Annotated in this window: 19 protein-coding genes and 1 pseudogene; 7 read left to right on the forward strand and 13 right to left on the reverse strand. The window is 52.0% G+C overall.

Annotated features, from left to right (window positions below):
• Window positions 1-22: 22 nt before the first annotated feature.
• The 7 genes from C2M35_RS00095 to C2M35_RS00125 all read right to left on the reverse strand — a co-directional run bounded on the left by C2M35_RS00095 (window position 23) and on the right by C2M35_RS00125 (window position 3,131).
• Window positions 23-478 (reverse strand): macro domain-containing protein, encoded by a 456-nt coding sequence (locus C2M35_RS00095; RefSeq protein ID WP_105264333.1) that lies wholly within the window; start codon window positions 476-478, stop codon window positions 23-25.
• A gap of 68 nt (window positions 479-546) precedes the next feature.
• Window positions 547-792 carry a DUF6868 family protein gene (locus tag C2M35_RS15890; protein WP_105264334.1) on the reverse strand — a complete coding sequence of 82 codons (246 nt, stop codon included), beginning with the start codon at window positions 790-792 and terminating at the stop codon, window positions 547-549.
• A gap of 109 nt (window positions 793-901) precedes the next feature.
• Window positions 902-1,192 (reverse strand): DUF6966 domain-containing protein, encoded by a 291-nt coding sequence (locus C2M35_RS00105; protein ID WP_105189144.1) that lies wholly within the window; start codon window positions 1,190-1,192, stop codon window positions 902-904.
• A gap of 15 nt (window positions 1,193-1,207) precedes the next feature.
• A complete protein-coding gene (locus C2M35_RS00110) occupies window positions 1,208-1,696 on the reverse strand; it encodes a DUF523 domain-containing protein (RefSeq protein ID WP_105264335.1) in 489 nt (162 codons plus the stop codon).
• A gap of 149 nt (window positions 1,697-1,845) precedes the next feature.
• Window positions 1,846-2,163, reverse strand: coding sequence for a hypothetical protein (locus C2M35_RS00115; RefSeq protein ID WP_105264336.1), 318 nt, complete (start codon window positions 2,161-2,163; stop codon window positions 1,846-1,848).
• A 12-nt stretch (window positions 2,164-2,175) separates the two neighbouring features.
• Window positions 2,176-2,685: a GNAT family N-acetyltransferase gene (locus C2M35_RS00120; RefSeq protein ID WP_105214367.1), complete on the reverse strand. Its 510-nt coding sequence runs from the start codon at window positions 2,683-2,685 to the stop codon at window positions 2,176-2,178.
• A gap of 11 nt (window positions 2,686-2,696) precedes the next feature.
• Entirely contained in the window at window positions 2,697-3,131 is a 435-nt protein-coding gene (locus tag C2M35_RS00125) for a GNAT family N-acetyltransferase (RefSeq protein ID WP_105214369.1), read from the reverse strand.
• Window positions 3,132-3,290: 159 nt separating this feature from the next.
• Between C2M35_RS00125 and C2M35_RS00130 the strand changes: the two genes are divergently transcribed.
• The 5 genes from C2M35_RS00130 to C2M35_RS00150 all read left to right on the forward strand — a co-directional run bounded on the left by C2M35_RS00130 (window position 3,291) and on the right by C2M35_RS00150 (window position 7,372).
• The gene (locus C2M35_RS00130; protein WP_105258878.1) at window positions 3,291-3,704 is read left to right on the forward strand and encodes a DUF3429 domain-containing protein; all 414 of its coding nucleotides are present in this window, start codon (window positions 3,291-3,293) and stop codon (window positions 3,702-3,704) included.
• Window positions 3,705-3,768: 64 nt separating this feature from the next.
• Window positions 3,769-4,140, forward strand: a complete 372-nt coding sequence (locus C2M35_RS00135) for a hypothetical protein (RefSeq protein ID WP_105264337.1) — start codon at window positions 3,769-3,771, stop codon at window positions 4,138-4,140.
• Between the two features lie 6 nt (window positions 4,141-4,146).
• A complete protein-coding gene (locus C2M35_RS00140) occupies window positions 4,147-4,956 on the forward strand; it encodes a Rossmann-like fold-containing protein (protein ID WP_105264338.1) in 810 nt (269 codons plus the stop codon).
• 173 nt (window positions 4,957-5,129) lie between these two features.
• Window positions 5,130-6,638, forward strand: coding sequence for an FG-GAP repeat domain-containing protein (locus C2M35_RS00145; RefSeq protein ID WP_105214375.1), 1,509 nt, complete (start codon window positions 5,130-5,132; stop codon window positions 6,636-6,638).
• A gap of 191 nt (window positions 6,639-6,829) precedes the next feature.
• Window positions 6,830-7,372: a DUF2799 domain-containing protein gene (locus tag C2M35_RS00150; RefSeq protein ID WP_105264339.1), complete on the forward strand. Its 543-nt coding sequence runs from the start codon at window positions 6,830-6,832 to the stop codon at window positions 7,370-7,372.
• 4 nt (window positions 7,373-7,376) lie between these two features.
• Here C2M35_RS00150 and C2M35_RS00155 read toward each other — a convergent pair whose 3' ends face one another.
• Window positions 7,377-8,057, reverse strand: a complete 681-nt coding sequence (locus C2M35_RS00155) for an SGNH/GDSL hydrolase family protein (RefSeq protein ID WP_158677871.1) — start codon at window positions 8,055-8,057, stop codon at window positions 7,377-7,379.
• Window positions 8,058-8,096: 39 nt separating this feature from the next.
• Entirely contained in the window at window positions 8,097-8,912 is an 816-nt protein-coding gene (locus C2M35_RS00160; RefSeq protein WP_199774366.1) for an MBL fold metallo-hydrolase, read from the reverse strand.
• Window positions 8,913-8,965: 53 nt separating this feature from the next.
• On the opposite strand from C2M35_RS00160, the gene C2M35_RS00165 reads away from it, so the two are divergent.
• Window positions 8,966-9,931, forward strand: a complete 966-nt coding sequence (locus tag C2M35_RS00165) for a GlxA family transcriptional regulator (protein WP_105264341.1) — start codon at window positions 8,966-8,968, stop codon at window positions 9,929-9,931.
• A gap of 90 nt (window positions 9,932-10,021) precedes the next feature.
• Here the strand turns inward: C2M35_RS00165 and C2M35_RS00170 are convergent.
• From C2M35_RS00170 to C2M35_RS00185, 4 genes and pseudogenes are all read right to left on the reverse strand, one after another.
• Window positions 10,022-11,469, reverse strand: a pseudogene (locus C2M35_RS00170) (SLC13 family permease).
• A gap of 12 nt (window positions 11,470-11,481) precedes the next feature.
• The gene (locus C2M35_RS00175) at window positions 11,482-12,429 is read right to left on the reverse strand and encodes a porin (RefSeq protein WP_105264342.1); all 948 of its coding nucleotides are present in this window, start codon (window positions 12,427-12,429) and stop codon (window positions 11,482-11,484) included.
• 165 nt (window positions 12,430-12,594) lie between these two features.
• Window positions 12,595-13,935 carry a sigma-54-dependent transcriptional regulator gene (locus C2M35_RS00180; protein ID WP_105201587.1) on the reverse strand — a complete coding sequence of 447 codons (1,341 nt, stop codon included), beginning with the start codon at window positions 13,933-13,935 and terminating at the stop codon, window positions 12,595-12,597.
• A complete protein-coding gene (locus C2M35_RS00185; RefSeq protein ID WP_158677872.1) occupies window positions 13,932-15,665 on the reverse strand; it encodes a sensor histidine kinase in 1,734 nt (577 codons plus the stop codon). The genes C2M35_RS00180 and C2M35_RS00185 overlap by 4 nt, the downstream gene beginning before the upstream one ends.
• A 208-nt stretch (window positions 15,666-15,873) precedes the next feature.
• Here C2M35_RS00185 and C2M35_RS00190 point away from each other — a divergent pair, with 208 nt between their 5' ends.
• Window positions 15,874-16,764: an EamA family transporter gene (locus tag C2M35_RS00190; RefSeq protein WP_105201589.1), complete on the forward strand. Its 891-nt coding sequence runs from the start codon at window positions 15,874-15,876 to the stop codon at window positions 16,762-16,764.
• Window positions 16,765-16,774: the final 10 nt, after the last annotated feature.

A 16,774-nucleotide genomic window follows, 5' to 3' on the forward strand; every position in this document is an offset into this window, starting at 1 on the left:
AAAAACTGCACGTCAAAGTTCATTAGGGTGCGAATTTCACCAGGGTGTGGTTTTCACCGGCAAGCTCGGTTTCAATAATTTGCGAAATGACATTCCAGTCACCACCCGCCAACCCAGCGCCAATTAGAGGGTAGCCAAAGCGAGAGCCACTGAACTCTTTTTTAAGCCGCGAAAAGACACTTTGGATTGCTTGGTAGTCTGCTTTTACACCGCGTCCATGCCAATTAAACTGGGTGTAAGCATTGATGACAGTTATGGTGTTACCGTTTCTTTCAACACTGGCTTGAGAATAAGTACCCAGTTTTTGTTTTGAACCTTTTTCAGTATCCAGGTCGGCCTTGAATGCTTCAGGAAATTCAGCTTTTATTGCTTTTGCAATACCTGCCCCCATGGTGCAAAAACAATTGCACCCATGAATGATGACATCAAATTCACCAGCCAGGGCGAGCTTAATTAAATCACCTTCTAGGATTTTCATTATTACTCCCTGGCATCAGAGGCTTGTTTCACAGTTCCACCTTAACACCTTATTATGCTGAGCTTTATCTATGCTATTAACTTGAGTGCGATATAGGGTGTGAGGTTTAAAAGCAATATACCGAGTTTATAATTACCCATGAAATTAAAGTATATACGTGGTAATTCGGAAGGCGCGACATCTGCAATTTTACTGTGAAGATTAATAGTGAAATCTTTAAATACCAAAATAAAAAATGCGGACAGCAAATAAAAAGCCAGATTTATTACAGTACACCAACCGAAAAAAACAGTAAGTTCATTTACACCGAGCATAATTTATATCTCCGTTGTTTGGGTTCAGCCTAACGCGCCGCTAAGGGGCTGCACTTTAGCGCGTCCCCATCACCTTGAGGGCAAAGTCCGACATAACTTCAGCACCTTATTAAGTGATAAATTCATGATTTTCCTTAATGTAATTTGCCAGGTCCCAAGCCTTGGACCTTAAAAAACAAAACCTTTCATCTTTTTCTTTGCTTGATTGGATCCAAACATCATTAAATGAACCCAGCCCGCCATAGCCAGCCAACAAATGCTCTATCCCTGAAAAGTCAGACTTTTTTAATCGGGTTTCAGCAAGGAGCAAAAATTTAACCCAATGCTCTTGGTCATCTTCTGATGTTAACTGCCGAAGCTCGGTTAACACTTCAATTAATTGATTCGTTTTTTCACCCATATATATCACGCCATGTTAGCTATCTTGTTCCAGCTCTGCTCTGAGGCTAGCTATGGTATATTGACTGAATACGCGAATGCCCTCACGTTCTAGTAATGCGGCCGTTACTCCCAAACCATCTACTTTAGTGCCGCTAAATGTACCATCGTAGATTTTTGCACTACCGCAGGAGGGGCTGCCCTCAGCGAGCACCGCGTACTTTATTTGTTGTTCTTGGCATAGCTTCAACGCATTTTTGGCGCCAGCAATAAACTGCTCAGTGACATCAATACCATCGTTGCCAACAACACTCGCAGCACCTTGCAGGACGTCAGCTCCTTGACCTGCGATTATTTCAGCCGGGGCTCTGGGAATGGGTAAACCTGCCGAGACCTCGGGACAAAAAACCACAAGTTCGACACCTGATTGCAGCCAATTTAAATCAGACTCTGGTACAGGTAAGCAACTTGCATTGTAGCGAACCTTGTTTCCAAGCAAACACGCACTGACTAACACCTTTTCCAAGTGTAGCTCCTTAAATTTAAAAAATAGCTAACGCGGCGGATCGCCTTGTTATAAATTATTTTGGTGCTTTGTCGCCCCAACCAAAACACCCCCATCAAAGTCTTCAATGTAAGCAAACACGTTATCATCTCCCTGATACGAAACGCGCGCTAGCGGTTTGGATGGGCAAAGAGGCAATTAAACTTTCTAACCAGGCCGATAACAAGGGCCACCACTAGGGTAACAACCACAAACTGGCCAATAAAAAGAAGCGCGAGCTTAGGCCAAAAACTCACTTCTTCTGTGAATAAAGGGTGCCACACATGGACCAAGGTCACATTTCCGGGAAACAGCAATGCCTGAATTCCAGGCATGGGGCCGCCCCAGAATTCCCACAGATTCCAACTGAGAGTAAAGGCAATTGCGCCAACTACAAGGGCAACAATGCCGGCATAGATGGCGAGGGTAAGAGTGTTAACTTGAGTCATTGTGCTAGCGATCTATCGGCCGTGATACTCAAAGAGGTTATTTTCTAAGCCATACAGCTCCTTGGTGCCTGTTAAGCTAAAGCCGATACTTTCCAATAAGTGCATGGATCTTAGGTTATTGGGAGCGGTAACGGCTAAAATGGTGTGCATGCTATGCTCAGCCACAGCTTGTTTTAACACGGCTTCGGCCGCCTCCCGGGCGTAGCCCTTGCCACAAAATTCGGGGAAAAACGCGTAGCCCAAATCCGGGTAATCCAACTCTTCTCTTTTTAATAACCCGCACATGCCTATGGCTGTTGATTCACCTTTTAACTGCACCAGGTTCAGGCCAAAACCATGGTTTTTGTAACTGGCTATTGGGCCATTCGTTAGATGATTTATCGCATCTTGGTGCGTACGAACATTTTTATCCGCGATATAACGTATAAAGGACTCGTCATTGAGTAAGCGCAAGATAAAGTCGGCATCACCCAAATCCAGTTGCCTGATGATTAATCTTTCGGTTTCACAGAGCACGGTCATTGGTAAACCCCTCACACATCCAGCATAGAAAAATGATGACTGGCAATATTAAAGCCCTCACGCAGATAAAAACGGTGGGCGGGGAAGCGCTGGACACCCGAGTCGAGGTGGATTTGCGTGCATTGATGGGCCTTAGCGTAGTTCTTAAACCAGCTTATCAGGAAATGTCCGACGCCCTGGCTGCGACAGGCGCTATTGGTTACCAGGTCGTCGATATAAATGCATTTGCCCCAGGCGAGTTTCTCTGTGACCACAAAGCCGGCCACCGCCAAAATTCCGCTATCGGCTTGCACATACACTAGCTGGTAACCCTGGGCCAGTTGTTTTTTCACCTGCGCCGCCAAGGTTTCCAGTGTATATTGGCCACGCAACTGCAATAAGACTTCAAGTACCTCAGAATGCTCTCCTGGGTAATCCTGATCTTGGGTTAAAAAATGAACCTGCATATCCCTATCCCCTTCTTATTAATTTGCTTAATCCTTAAGCTAACAGCACCTTGCAGCGCTGGCAATTGCCCAATAAAAGCAGGCGGAAAGATTATTGAACTTAGTGCCCGCTGGCACGTACAATTGGTAGGTTGCTAATTTGCGGAGTTATTTGTGGCTATTGAGCGCTATGTAAATCATATTCAACTGGGTTATTTGGGTTTGTTGCCCTTTTTGGCCATGCAGGGCTGGACCTTATTATCCGGTCAGGGCGAGTCGGTTGCGCCTTTATTTATCTATTACAGTATCGCCATTGTCAGCTTTTTAGCCGGTCAGCTGTGGCGCCCGGGCAATCAGCCCCACGGCCGCGCCATTGCCGCCATAGTGCCAATTTTACCCATTCCGCTGTTGGCGTTAGGCAACAGTATTTTCACCCTGGCCTGGCTCAGTGCCAGCTATTGGCTGGTGTTGCTGTTTGAGGTCAAGGCGCCCGCCTGGCAAGAGCACCATAAGGACTATCGCAAGATGCGCTTTGTGCTGACTTCCGTGGTGTTTGTAACCCACCTGCTGATGATCGCCAGCCTTCTCGACTGAACCCTTAGACAGTCCGGCGCCTATGCATTACACTGCGCCGGCCTAACAGAATACGAGCAAAATTATGATAGATGCCCTGCGCCGCGCCCTGGATGAGATCGGTGAAATTTACATTGAAAAAAATGCCGCCTTTAAGGTGAAAGTAATCCCGTTTTTCTGCGCGGTAAACATTAAAAAAGACCACAAGCGTGAAGGCAAACTCACTTTCTACAGCAATCAACTGCTGGAAATTGCCATGGTTTTGCTGTTTATCATGTTTGGCGCCACCATTTATAACCCGGAGCTGGGCTTCACTCATGGTCCGGTGCATTTTGCCATTGCCGCCCTGATTGCCCTGCATGTGCTTATTCGCCAAATCGCCATCGAATCACTCAAGGCGCGTTTATATGCAGCCGGGGCTCTGCGCCGCGACGAGCCGCAGCCACAAGGTGAATAAGTAATCATGTATTTGCAGCGCAACTGGCGGGTGTTAACCGTAGGCGATGGCGATCTCACCTTCACCAAGGCTTTATTGGATTTCTACCCGGCGTCGCAATTACACGGCAGTGTGTACGACAGCGAAACAACGCTGCGCGATAAATACCAGCACCACGGCATAGATGCGCTGCGCGCCGCAAAGGTCAGCCTTGATTTTGAATTTGACGTCACCGCCACCGAAAGCTGGCAGCGCCTGGGTGAAAAGCGCTTCGATCTGGTTATTTTCCAATTTCCGCTGTTAAGCCAGCTCGGCTCAGAGCAGGCCTTTGCGGCGGCAAAACAAAACGGCGGCTTGAATATTCTCAATCGCGCCCTGTTGCACCAGTATCTGCTCAACAGCGCTCGTTATGCCCTCGCCCCTCAAGGCGCGGGCCTGTGCTATATCACCTCCAAAGACGTTAAACCCTACAGTCATTGGGGCTTAGACCATGCCTTAACATCGCATACGCCGGTGCACTTCTTAGGTGAGCAGCAATTTGATTTACGCCGTTTCCCAGGCTACAAGGTGCGTAATGTCGACCGCGACAAGCATGTTAAAGACACCTTAGGCATTACCTACACCTACGCCCTTAATGCCGACAGCGAGATAAGCGCGCATTGCCATCGCCGCCATCATCTTGATGACCCCCACTGCTGCCTGCTGTGCCGCGCCGGCCCGTTTCAAAGCGAGCGAGACCGCGAGGGCCATCTTAACTCCAAACAACATCGCCATATGCAGGGCTATGACAGCCAATGGCAACGCTGGCTGGCGGACTTTCATAAAAACACCGACTAAGCGCTAACGTTTGCCAGCATGGTGTTAACGCTTGCTCGCATGGTGTTAACGCTTGCTCGCATGGTGCCAACGCTTGCTCGCACAGTTTGAACACTTGCTTACATATTGACCCTTGCACTCGAGTGCCGCTGTTGGCACTGTAGTAGAAATAATGCGAACTATTAGAGTTGATCATGAAGGGATTTCTACACACAGCACTGTTGGCCAGCCTGCCATTGGCTTTTATGGCAACGCCCGTGGCGGCCGCATCCGTTCAGGGGGAACCATTCCAAGCTCTGAGCATAGATCTTGATTTTAATATCAGTCGTACACCGCTGAGCGCCGATCTCACGCCTCATCCGGGCAAGGAAATCGTGGTCTTTGGTCGCAATGAAGCCAAGGCCCATCAAGTGGCGGTGCTGGCTGTGATCGATGGCAGGCTACAACAGGTGGACCGCTTTGCCATCGGCGAAGAGTATTTCGCTTACGATATCAGTGAGCAGGAAAAGAGCGAGCACACGCTATACTTTTTAGCCCATGATCATGTCGGTCGCTATCAGTATCCACAGCAACAAGGCGAACCACGCCTGTTTGCCTTTGCCGATGTGTCTTCTATTTATCGTATTGAGCGCAGTAACTTTATGCGCCAAATCGACTTTATCCATGACTTTAATAACGATGGCGACAGCGACATCATGCTCGCGGATTTCACCGACTTGCATGTATGGCTTTCACAACACGAAGGTGGCCATAAAAAGGTGAGCCTGGATATTGGCAGCCACAGCGTACTCAATGGCGTCGAACTTAACGCCTCACCGGCGCAGGTATTTACCTTAGATCTTAACCAAGACGGTCGCCTTGATATCGCCAATTTGCACGAGGGCAAGCTGCACCTTTACTACGCCCACGGCCGCCATTTTGAACATCAGCAACTGGCGATCCGTGGTGGCATCTACAGCATAGATTGGTGGGATCAGCTCGATGATGATGGCCAGCCCCTTGACCAAAGCGACCTCAGGTACCGCAAATTAGAGCGTTTTGAAGATATCAATGGCGATGCCATTCCTGATTTAGTGGTGCGCTACACCAAGAGCTCCGGGGTGTTCGATAGAAGCAATGATTACGAAATTTATTACGGCAGTTTGGATAAACAACGCCAACTAAGCTACGCCAATAAAGCAGATACCACGGTCAGCGCCGAGGGCACCTTAACCGATCTGCAACTGCAGGATATCGACGGCGATGGCCGCCTGGAAGTGATGGTCGCCAGCTTTGAGCTCGGGGTATCGCAAGTGATATCAGCCTTGCTCGCCAGCAGCATAGATCAGGATATTCTGCTGTATTGGCAAAACACCCAGGGCCAGTTCCCGAAAAAGCCGTCATTGGACTATGAAACGGAAATGAACTTCAGCATCAGCAAGGGCCGCGCCAGTCAACCCTTGGTCATGCTCGCCGATATCAATGGCGATGGCCGCAAAGACCTGCTGTTCTCCGAAGATAACGACACCCTGGTCTATCGCCTTAACCAAGGCCAGCAGGCCTTTGCCCGCAGCCAAAAGCAAAAACTCGCCCTGCCCCAATCCGGCAGCCATATTAGCAGCACGGATATCAACGACGACGGTAAAAGTGACCTGCTGCTCTATTACGGCCAGCTCGATAAGCCCGAACTCAAGCGCCGCTTAAGCCTGTTGTTTGCCCGCTAACTCAGATGTTTTGGCTCTCACTCAGGGCCCGTCAGGCAGCGCTGTTAATTTAAAAACAGCGCTTGTTCATCCTCGCTACTCTTTAATAACTCACTGAACTTGGGTAAATTACCCCTAATTTATGCCGTTTTGACGGCACTGGATACCACTTAAAGTCGGTATTTCAATAATAACTACAACGGGATTTCACTATGGGTTTAGTCCGAACCGGATTAATGATAATAATGCTGGCACTGCTCAGCGGCTGCTCCAGCATATCGCAGCAGCAGTGCGAACGGGGGGACTGGTTCGATATCGGCTTCAGTCATGGTCAGCAGGGTCGCTCCTTGGCCAATGGTAAAAACATTATTTACGACTGCCTGGAATACGGTGTGCGCCCAACCCTGGAAGATTATAAGCGCGGGCACCAGGAAGGCCTGAAAGATTACTGTGAGCCGGAAAACGCCTTTACCCAAGGCCTTAATGGCAGAGACTATAACCCCATTTGTCGCAGCGAAGAATTTCGCCTCGCCTGGCAACAAGGCCATGACAGATACGTGGTGAACCGCCATCGCCATGAAATATCCTCGCGCCTCAACCAGATTGACGACGAACTGAAACACATTCACTGGCAGTTGCACTCTGAGGAGCTCACCCGCGAGCAGCGCCGCGAACTTAAACACCGCCGCCATCGCCTGGAGCATGAACAGGACGACTTACGTCGCGAGCGCGCCCTGCTACCCATACTGGATTAATAAGCTAGAGCTGCATATCCACTGATGCTGCCATCTCCACCCGCGTAATGTGCTCCAAATGGCTATAAATGCACTCGAACAGCAGCCGGTGTCCGGCGCTGTTAGGGTGCACGCCATCGGCGGTCAAGAGCCCAAACCCGCCCCGACTATTGGAAAACAAGGCCGCAACATCGATAAGCGGCACCGAGGTATCCTCGGCCAACTGCGCCAAGGCCTGATTATAACTGGCTATATCCGTATTCAGGCGGCGCTTACCTAGGTTATTGGGAACACCATCCAAGTATTGGGCAACGGGCAGAATATTGATCAATATCGGCTGTACGCCCAACTCCTGGGCATGTTCGATACAGATGCGCAAATTGCTTATAAAACGCGCTAGGGGTACGCTGTGCTGCTGCGCCGTAATCGCCACATCATTAGCGCCATAAGCCAGGGTAACAAAGGTGCGCTGCGGCGCAGCCATATGCGGCGCAGCCATACGCGGCGCGAGCTCATTCGCAAAGCGCTGCACCAGACCATCGCTGGTCTCTGCGCCTATGCCCATATTGAACACACAGGTTTCGGCCCGTGAGCCGGTCACAAAGCGACAAATTTCTCTCGCTTTTAACCTGTCAACCCAGCCGCCTGCCGCCGCGTCGTTTTCGCCCCGGGTAATACTATCGCCAAAACAAATGATATGAGTCACGATATTGCCTCCAAAAATTAAGCCAGCCGTTAGGCACCGTTAAAATGCCAAGGTCTGACCGTCATCGGGGATCAGCACGCGCTCGCCCAGATCGGCATCCAGCATCGCCTCACCCAGTTGTAAACGGGTTACCGGGCAGTGATCCAGCGCTTCCAGGTGGTTGGCTATCACCTGACCACGAGCGATGGATGCCAGCTCCAGCACATCCTCGGCACCCATAATGATTTCGCCACCAAAATCAAAACGGGCACCACCTGCCGGAGCAATGATCACATCGGGCTGTCGGGCTTGCACAAAGTCGATAATGGTCTCTGTCAGCAGGGTATCGCCGGTGATATAGACACTGGGCTCCCCCGGCATTTCAATGTAATAACCAACGCCATGGGCCATCAGCTTCCCCACTAAGCCATGACCATGAACACAGGGCACCAACTCTATAAGCCCGCCGGCAAAGGCATTAGCTGAGCGCGATGACAAGGGCATCACATGCAAACCCCGCTTTTTTAAAAACGCCTCATCGGCGTTAGAGGCCAGCACCGGAAGTTGCTTTTGCCTTAACCAGCGCACCGCGGCACGGTCCAGGTGATCAAAATGCCCTTTTTGACAATGGGTGATCAGGCCATGAGTGACCTTGGCCAGTAACTCCTCGCTGTTATCCGGCAACTCCACCAGTGGGTTTTTGCGCCGCTTTACTCCCAGGTATTTTAGCGCCGGCGCCTTGCCCTGGGGCGCCAGCATGGGGTCCACCAATAAGGTCACTTGCTGGTATTCAATGATCACTGTGGCATTACGTATTTGGGTAATTTTCATTGGCGTGCTCGAAAAAGTAACAATGACCTTATTGTATTTCGCCATCGCGGCACCTAATATGGCCAACTAAGTCACAATTAATGCAATTTTAGCCAACTATGCGTATAGGTCTTGTTGTTTACCCCGGCTGCATCCCCTCGGGCCTGATGGCCTTTGCCGAAATACTCACCGCGTGCAATCAGAGAACGCAGCAGCGCACCTTCGAATGTGTCTTTACCAGCGTCGACGGCACCCCCGTCACCCTGACCTTGGCCTCTCAGGGCCCCAGCATCACTATTGAGCCCCAAACCAGCCTTGCCGAGGGCCAGTTTGATGCCCTTTTATTGCCCGGCTTCTGGGCCAGCTCGGAGCAGGATTGCGCAAAAGCGCTGGCGGTAAATCGCGAGCTGATCGACACGCTCAGTCGGCTGGCGTCAACGACCCAGCTCTGGGGCTACTGCTCCGCGGTGTGTCTGCTGGCCGCCAGCAGGCAGCTGGAGGGCCGCCGCGCCACCGCCACCTGGTGGTTAGCCCAATACCTTAGCACCGCTTTTACAGGCGTTAATTGGCAATTTAACGACACCCAGGTAGAGGACCAACAGTTAATCACCGCCAGTGGCGTACAGGGCTATCTGGCCATTGCCAATACGCTGATCCAGAATCATTGTGGCGCCGCTATTCTCGCCGAAATCAATAAACTCATGGTGATCGCCCGACCTCAAAAAGCCGCCTTGCCTTGGCAGCGTATCGAGATGATAAAATCAAAATCGCCAGAAGTGGCACGTGCCTATCGCTGGGTTGAGCAAACGCCGGCGCAGGATTTAACCCTGAACAATTTCGCCGCTGCACTGAATATGTCGACCCGCACCCTGGCGCGGCGCATCGCTAACGGCACGGACGCATCGGCGGCGCAATTTATGCGTTTGGTAAAAATTCAGCAGGCGTGCGATCTCATCACCTACCAGGGTTTGTCGGTGAAGGAGGTAGTAGATCGATTGGGCTATGGCGATGAAACCTCATTCCGGCGCACCTTTAAGCAAGTTACCACCCTAACTCCGGCGCAATATCGCCAGCTGATCGCCTAAAACAACGTCCTAAAATCAAGCAATAAAAAAGGCCGCTAGGCGGCCCTTGGTTAGGAAAGATTTTTCTCTAAAGTCTGTTAACCATAGAATTTAAAAGCCCAGCACTAAGGGGGCCAGGGTTAAGGTCACCAGGGTGATAAGACCAATTGCTATTAGGTTCAGCGCAAAACCGGCGCGTATCATGTCTTTGATCTTGAGCTCGCCTGAGCCAAAGACGATGGCATTAGGTGGCGTGGCCACCGGCATCATAAAGGCACAACTGGCAGCGATGGCTGCGGGGATCACCCACACCAAAGGCGTGCCGGTAATGGACTCGGCCACCGGGCCAAGCAATGGCAAGAAACCGGCGGCGGTCGCGGTATTACTGGTGATCTCGGTTAAGAAGGTGATAAGCGCGGTAACGATTAAAATCCCCAATGCCAGTTCCATGGCCCCGGCGCCACTGAGCATATTGGCAATGTAGTCGGCCAGGCCCGATGACTTAATCTTGGCCGCCAGGGTTAAGCCCCCGCCGAACAACAATAAGATCCCCCAAGGCACCTTGGCGGCGCTGTCCCAGTCAAGAATACGCTCCTCACTGTCTTTTTTGGCGGGCAAAATAAACAGCAACAGCGCTGCGGCAATGGCAATACCGGTGTCGGAAATAGCCAGCCCGGTGGCCTTGGCCAGCAAGGGGCGCAATACCCAGCTGACGGCGGCAAGTGCAAACACGGCTAATACGCCTTTCTCCGCCCGTGACATGCTACCCAGTGCTGCAAGCTGTTGCTTAAACATGCCTCGGGTTTCCACCTGGGCCGCAGTTTTATCCACCTTGTACATCACCTTGGTGAGCCACAGCCAGGTCAAGGCCAGCATCACCACAGACAGCGGCACACCAATCAACATCCAGGTGGCAAAACCAATTTCTATGTTATAGCTGTCGGCCAAATAAGCGGCCATCAGCGCATTAGGCGGGGTGCCGATCAGCGTGGCAATACCGCCGATACTGGCTCCATAGGCGATAGATAAGAGCAGCGCCTTGCCAAAGTTATCGCACTCGCTGCCGTTATCGCGCAGTAAATGAACGACAGAAAGCGCTATGGGCAACATCATCACCGCAGTGGCGGTATTCGACATCCACATGGATAAGAATGCAGTAACCAGCATCATGGCCATGATCTGGGTGCTGGGTTTGCTGCCCGCCAACAACAAAGTAGTTAGAGCAATACGCTTATGCAGGCCCCAGCGCTCCATCGCGATGGAAAGCAAGAAGCCACCTAAAAACAGATAGATAAGCGGATGCGCATAGGGCGCGGCTACGGCCTTAATGGAGGCAATATCGGCTAGGGGCACCACACCAAAGGCAACAGGGAGGTCGCCGGAATGGGCACCACCTCGGTAACCCACCAAGAAGCCAGCCACACGGTTAAACCGGCGGTGCGCCAAGCCGCTACCGACATGCCGCTCGGCGGGTCGATTAAACAGGTCAGCAGCATCACCAGGGGCCCTAGCCATAAGAAGACCAGGCGATTGATTTTATTTGGTTTGTTTTCGGTCATTTGTCGCTCCCCTTAGAACATATACTTTAGACCCAAAGCGGTGCTGGTGTCATCGCTGGTATCGAGTTCCAATTGGCTGGCAAGGAGATAAAAGGTGGTTTGCTTGTCGACCACGTAGTCGACGCCCACCGTAAACTGCTCGGCATCGCCCTCATGGCGGAGGCCACTGTCATCGCGGCTGTATTGCAACTTGGGCTGCCAGGCGTCGCTGAGCCAGTAGCGCGCACTCAGTACCAGGCCATCGCCCTCTTTATCGCCGGCCAGGTTTTCACTGCGCTGGACGATGGCGCCCAGTTGCAGCTGCTGCCAGCGATAGGCGGCCGTTACCCGAGAGGCCTGTAAATCACCCAAAGCATCGGAGTAGCTCAAGGCAACAAAATAAGGGGTGCGCTTAAGCGCACGGTCGCCATAGCTTAATAGCGCCGCAACACCATTGTCTTCGCTGTTGCTGTCATCTTTAGGAACCCAGGTTACCGCCGCCGCCCAAAGCCCAAACTTCGGCGTGCTGTAGGTGATGCTGTCGCCAACCCGAGATTGCCCGGCCAATACCTGAGCGATATCGCCCTGGGTTTCGTTAAACTGATCAACCTTGCCCTCGGAGTATTTAAAGCGGGTGTCGTTGCGTCCCACCAGCACTGTGCCATATTGAGATTGCACGCCGACATAGGTGTTACGGGCGGAAAATGGATCATTGGTTGAGTCGCCATCAAACCCCTTCACCTGTACCTCGTATTTAAAAACTAATTGGGTGGTGTCGTTGAGGGCATGCTGACCCTTGACGCCGATGCGCGAAAAAGGTGCATCTATCTGGGTGCCTTCCTCGGTATAGCGCATCACCCCTTTGTCGGTGTGGGCAATCTGCACCTCGGCCTTGCCATAGATATCATAGTCGGCCGCGTGGGCCGTGGTGGCTCCGGCCATAAGCATGGCGGCGCTGGTAAATGTAAGTTGTTTTATCATTGCTGTATCCTACTTGTTGTTAACAAAGACACATACAAAAACCTAACCAACTTTTTAAAACGCTATTTTACAATGACTTACCAATAAACCAGCGAAAAAGACCAAGATAAATGTGCGGATTTCCGCACACAGAATTACGTATTTATCACCAAACCCACACACAGTTTAGGTGTACATGGTGCGCTGTAGTGCATACTTGGCCATCTTGTCGTACAAGGTTTTACGCGGTATCTGCAACAAGGCCATCGCCTCTTTAATACTGCCTTGACTTTGCGCTAGGGCATCCTCGATCAGTGACTGCTCGTAATAGGCCACCTTTTGCGCCAGACTTAACACTTCCTGCTCCTGGGTGCCAACGGATTGCTGCGCCAACTGCTCTCCCAGCAGCAAGGTGCGCTCGGCATGATTACGCAGCTCGCGCACATTGCCCGGCCAGTCATACTGCATTAACCGACCACGCAACTCCTCACTGAGCGGCTGGGTAGGCTTATGAAAGCGGGTCGCAGCAATGGATAAAAAGTGCTGATACAAAAGCGGAATATCCGCCTTACGCTGACGCAGCGCCGGGATCGGTACCTTCACCAGATTCAAGCGAAAATAGAGATCGGCGCGGAACTGCCCGGCATCGACCAGGGTTTGTAAATCCACCTTGGTGGCGGCCACCACGCGAATATCCAGCTCAATGCCCTGATTGCTGCCCACCGGCGTCACCTGGCGCTCTTCCAGCACCCGTAGCAGTTTCACCTGCAAGCTTGGCGACATGGCCTCGATTTCATCTAAAAAAACCGTGCCGCCGTTGGCATAGGTAAACTTACCCTCGCGGGCCTGATTGGCGCCGGTGTAAGCACCACTGGCGGCGCCAAACAACTCGCTTTCGATCAATTGCTCGGGAATGGCACCACAGTTAATGGCGACAAAGTGATGTTTGGCACGCTGACTTTGCTCATGCAGATAACGGGCGACCAGCTCCTTGCCGGTGCCGGTTTCCCCTTCAATAAGGACATCCGCCGGGGTGTCTATTACCGCATCGAGTAACTGCATCATCTGCTGCATTTGCTGGGTCTCGCCCAAGATTCTCACCCCGGGGGCCGATTGTTTTTGCACCTGGCGTTTTAATTCGCGGTTTTCCAACACCAGGGTGCGCTTGTCCAAGGCGCGCGCCAGGCAATCGAGCAGCTGCTCGGTAATCGGCTTTTCAAAGAGATCATAGGCCCCCAATTGCATGGCCTTCACCGCGATACTGACATCGGCATAGCCAGTAAGAAAGATCACCGGCAGCTCGGAGTCGAATTGCTGCACCTGCTGCAAAAAACTGATGCCATCCATATTCGGCATGCTGATATCGCTAAGCACCACCCCGGCGAAACTGCGATTAAGGCTGTGCAAGGCCTTGGCGGCATCGTCAAAACATTGCACCCGATAGCCTTCGAGTTCGAGCAATTGTTGCAGCGAATGACGAATGCTGGCTTCGTCATCAATAACGTAAATGGTTTTTTCTCGGCTCATAGCTGTGGCTCTTGTTGGTGCAGGCTAAGCAAAAACTCGGCGCCACCATCGTGGTGATTATGAGCGCTGAGATTACCCTGAAAAGATTCGATAATTTGTTTTGAAATTGACAACCCCAAGCCTAAACCATGTTCCGACTTGGTGGTATAGAAGGGTTCGAAAATGGTGCTTAAGGCATGTTGGTCGATGCCAGGGCCATTATCGATAATGGACAAGTACACCTTGCCCTCCTTGCTGCTCGCCTCCAGGCGCAGCCATTTATCCTGAGCGTGCTCCATGGCCTGACAGGCATTGGAGAGCAGATTTACCAACACCTGCTCAAACTGATAAGGGTCGACCCACACGGGTACCTCAAGTCCGGACTCCTGCACGCTGACATGGTGTTTTTTAAGCTCGGGGCCGACCACCAAGAGGGCGTTTTGTACGCTTTGTTGTAGCGAGATGCGTTGCATCTTCACCGGACGTTTTTGACTGAAGGATTTAAGTTGGGCTGCAATGGCGTGCACGCGGCGGATCAATTGCTCAATCAATTGCAGGTTTTCCATCGCCTTATCCGGCTCGGCGCGCATCAACAGGCGCTTGCAGGCGGCCACATAAGCACTCATGGCACTAAGCGGCTGATTAATTTCATGATTCACACTGGCGCTCAACTGACCTATGGTCGCCAGCTTGGTGGCGCGAATAAGCGCGTCCTGCGCCTGCTCCAACTCCTGGGTGCGCTCCTGCACCTGCTCTTCCAGGGAGCGTTGGCTAAACAAAAGTTGCCGGTAGCCAGCGACCTTGACCGAGAGATATTCGATCAACACTATCAAGAGTAAGAGCAGCAACATGGCTAGTCCAAGGCGCGCCGCATGCACCTCATTAAACGGCACTATGGGACTGAGCATCAAGAGTCGGTAGGAGGTATCCGCCAGAGTCGAGCTACTGACCAGATACCGGCGCTGCTTAGTGATCAACTGGCCACTGGGCTGGGAGTCAAACTGAGGTTGGTCCGACAACCAGCGCCAATCAAGGGGATTAATGGCTTGCCCTAAAAACTGCTGTGACTGTGCGACTTGCTGCTGCTTCTCGGCGCTAAGCGCTTTGCTGGCGCGCAATTGCCAGTCGGGATTATCGGAGAGCAACACCACCTCATTGGCATCGAGCAGCGCAAAATGGCTTTTTTCCCCCGTATCCAAACGGGCCTTATCGGTTTCAAATTTACTGGCGTTGACCTTAAGCGCAATTACGCCTCGACCGCCACCAACAAAATCCACCGCCTTGGAAAAATAAAAACCGCGGCGCATGGAGCGTTGCCCGAGGGCAAAATCAATCACGGTTTCCCCGGCCATGGCCCGGTCAAAATAAGGACGAAAGGCAAAGTTATTGCCCTTATAACTGTGCGGCAGATGTGAGTTACTGCTGGCTACCACTGTCCCTTCGGCATTGAGTAGGTAGATATCGGAGGCGCCGCTGGCCTGTTGCACATCGCTTAGATAGCGGTCGGCAACGTTGCCCTCTTGAGCACTTTTAAGGGCCTGTTGCACTAAGGTGCTCTCACTTAAAAACGCAACGATAGTGCTATAGCGGCCAAATTCGCTTTGGATATAATCCTTCAAAGCCGAAGCATGACGGGCGGTACGCTCCTTATTTTGCTCCAGTAACTGCTCCTGCGTCAGGGTATGGGTCAGCCCAAGGCCGAGCACAAACAAGAGCCCATAAGCAGCAAACTTTATTATCTGATGCGACACCCAATTCTCCTGCGGCGAAAACCAATAACGAATCCCGCAGTGTAACAATGCAGCCGCCGCAAGGGTAGTCTAAGGCCCTGTTCGACCCAGCATCATCCCAGAGTAAGACCAAAACCAATAAAAACACGACCAGTGGCGCTTTGCAGTATTTACCCAAACAAGGTGCTTAGCTACACTAGCGCCACTTCATTAAACACGGGTTTTCAACATGTTTTTTGCTCACCACCGTGTGCTACTGACCGCCATCGGCTGTGTTTTACTGGCCATGGTTACCATACAGTCCGGCGCTTCCATCGCTAAGCAACTGTTTCCCTTGATCGGTCCCGAGGGCACCACGGCGCTGCGCCTAGGGTTTTCGGCCCTGGTTTTGTGTCTTGTCTTTCGACCTTGGAAAGCCCTGCCCCAGGGTCAGCAATGGCGTAGCATTATCGTTTACGGCCTGTGTTTAGGCGGCATGAACATCGCCTTCTATTACGCCATCGAACGTATTCCTTTGGGCATAGGCGTGGCATTGGAATTCACTGGGCCACTGGCGGTGGCCCTGCTGAGCTCAAAACGTAAACGGGACCTGCTGTGGGTCGCCTTTGCCATTGCCGGTATCATTCTGTTATTGCCGGAAATCGACGCCGAGACCGGCCTGGACCCTGTGGGTGTTGCCCTGGCGCTTGTCGCCGGTGCCTGTTGGGCCGGGTATATTTTATTTGGAAAACGCACAGGTAACCAAAGCTCCGGGGGACGCACAGTGGCCTTGGGCATGACGGTAGCAGCCTTTGTGTTGGTGCCTTACGGCGCCGCCCATCAAGGCATGGCGCTACTGAGCTGGGAAGTGATCCCGCTGGGCTTTTTAGTGGCGATTATGTCCAGCGCCCTGCCTTATACGCTGGAAATGGTGGCGCTGCGCAATATGCCGGCACAGGGCTTTAGCGTGATGATGAGCATGGAGCCCGCCATTGCCGCGCTGGCCGGTTTTATGATCCTCAGCGAATTACTAACGCCACTGCAATGGCTGGCCATCGCCCTGGTGATCATCGCCTCCATCGGCAGCTCGATGCAGCCAGAGAGCAAGAGCGATAAGGAAGCAGAAGCATCACACACCTAGGGCTTAGCCC

Origin of the sequence: Pseudoalteromonas sp. T1lg76 (genome assembly GCF_002964725.1) — a bacterium.
Lineage (GTDB): Bacteria > Pseudomonadota > Gammaproteobacteria > Enterobacterales > Alteromonadaceae > Pseudoalteromonas.

Coding starts and splice junctions, on each gene's coding strand:
- C2M35_RS00095 (WP_105264333.1), bottom strand. CDS start 478: ATGAAAATCCTAGAAGGTGATTTAATTAAGCTCGCCCTGGCTGGTGAA.
- C2M35_RS15890 (WP_105264334.1), bottom strand. CDS start 792: ATGCTCGGTGTAAATGAACTTACTGTTTTTTTCGGTTGGTGTACTGTA.
- C2M35_RS00105 (WP_105189144.1), bottom strand. CDS start 1,192: ATGGGTGAAAAAACGAATCAATTAATTGAAGTGTTAACCGAGCTTCGG.
- C2M35_RS00115 (WP_105264336.1), bottom strand. CDS start 2,163: ATGACTCAAGTTAACACTCTTACCCTCGCCATCTATGCCGGCATTGTT.
- C2M35_RS00120 (WP_105214367.1), bottom strand. CDS start 2,685: ATGACCGTGCTCTGTGAAACCGAAAGATTAATCATCAGGCAACTGGAT.
- C2M35_RS00125 (WP_105214369.1), bottom strand. CDS start 3,131: ATGCAGGTTCATTTTTTAACCCAAGATCAGGATTACCCAGGAGAGCAT.
- C2M35_RS00135 (WP_105264337.1), top strand. CDS start 3,769: ATGATAGATGCCCTGCGCCGCGCCCTGGATGAGATCGGTGAAATTTAC.
- C2M35_RS00140 (WP_105264338.1), top strand. CDS start 4,147: ATGTATTTGCAGCGCAACTGGCGGGTGTTAACCGTAGGCGATGGCGAT.
- C2M35_RS00145 (WP_105214375.1), top strand. CDS start 5,130: ATGAAGGGATTTCTACACACAGCACTGTTGGCCAGCCTGCCATTGGCT.
- C2M35_RS00150 (WP_105264339.1), top strand. CDS start 6,830: ATGGGTTTAGTCCGAACCGGATTAATGATAATAATGCTGGCACTGCTC.
- C2M35_RS00160 (WP_199774366.1), bottom strand. CDS start 8,912: ATGGCGAAATACAATAAGGTCATTGTTACTTTTTCGAGCACGCCAATG.
- C2M35_RS00165 (WP_105264341.1), top strand. CDS start 8,966: ATGCGTATAGGTCTTGTTGTTTACCCCGGCTGCATCCCCTCGGGCCTG.
- C2M35_RS00175 (WP_105264342.1), bottom strand. CDS start 12,429: ATGATAAAACAACTTACATTTACCAGCGCCGCCATGCTTATGGCCGGA.
- C2M35_RS00180 (WP_105201587.1), bottom strand. CDS start 13,935: ATGAGCCGAGAAAAAACCATTTACGTTATTGATGACGAAGCCAGCATT.
- C2M35_RS00190 (WP_105201589.1), top strand. CDS start 15,874: ATGTTTTTTGCTCACCACCGTGTGCTACTGACCGCCATCGGCTGTGTT.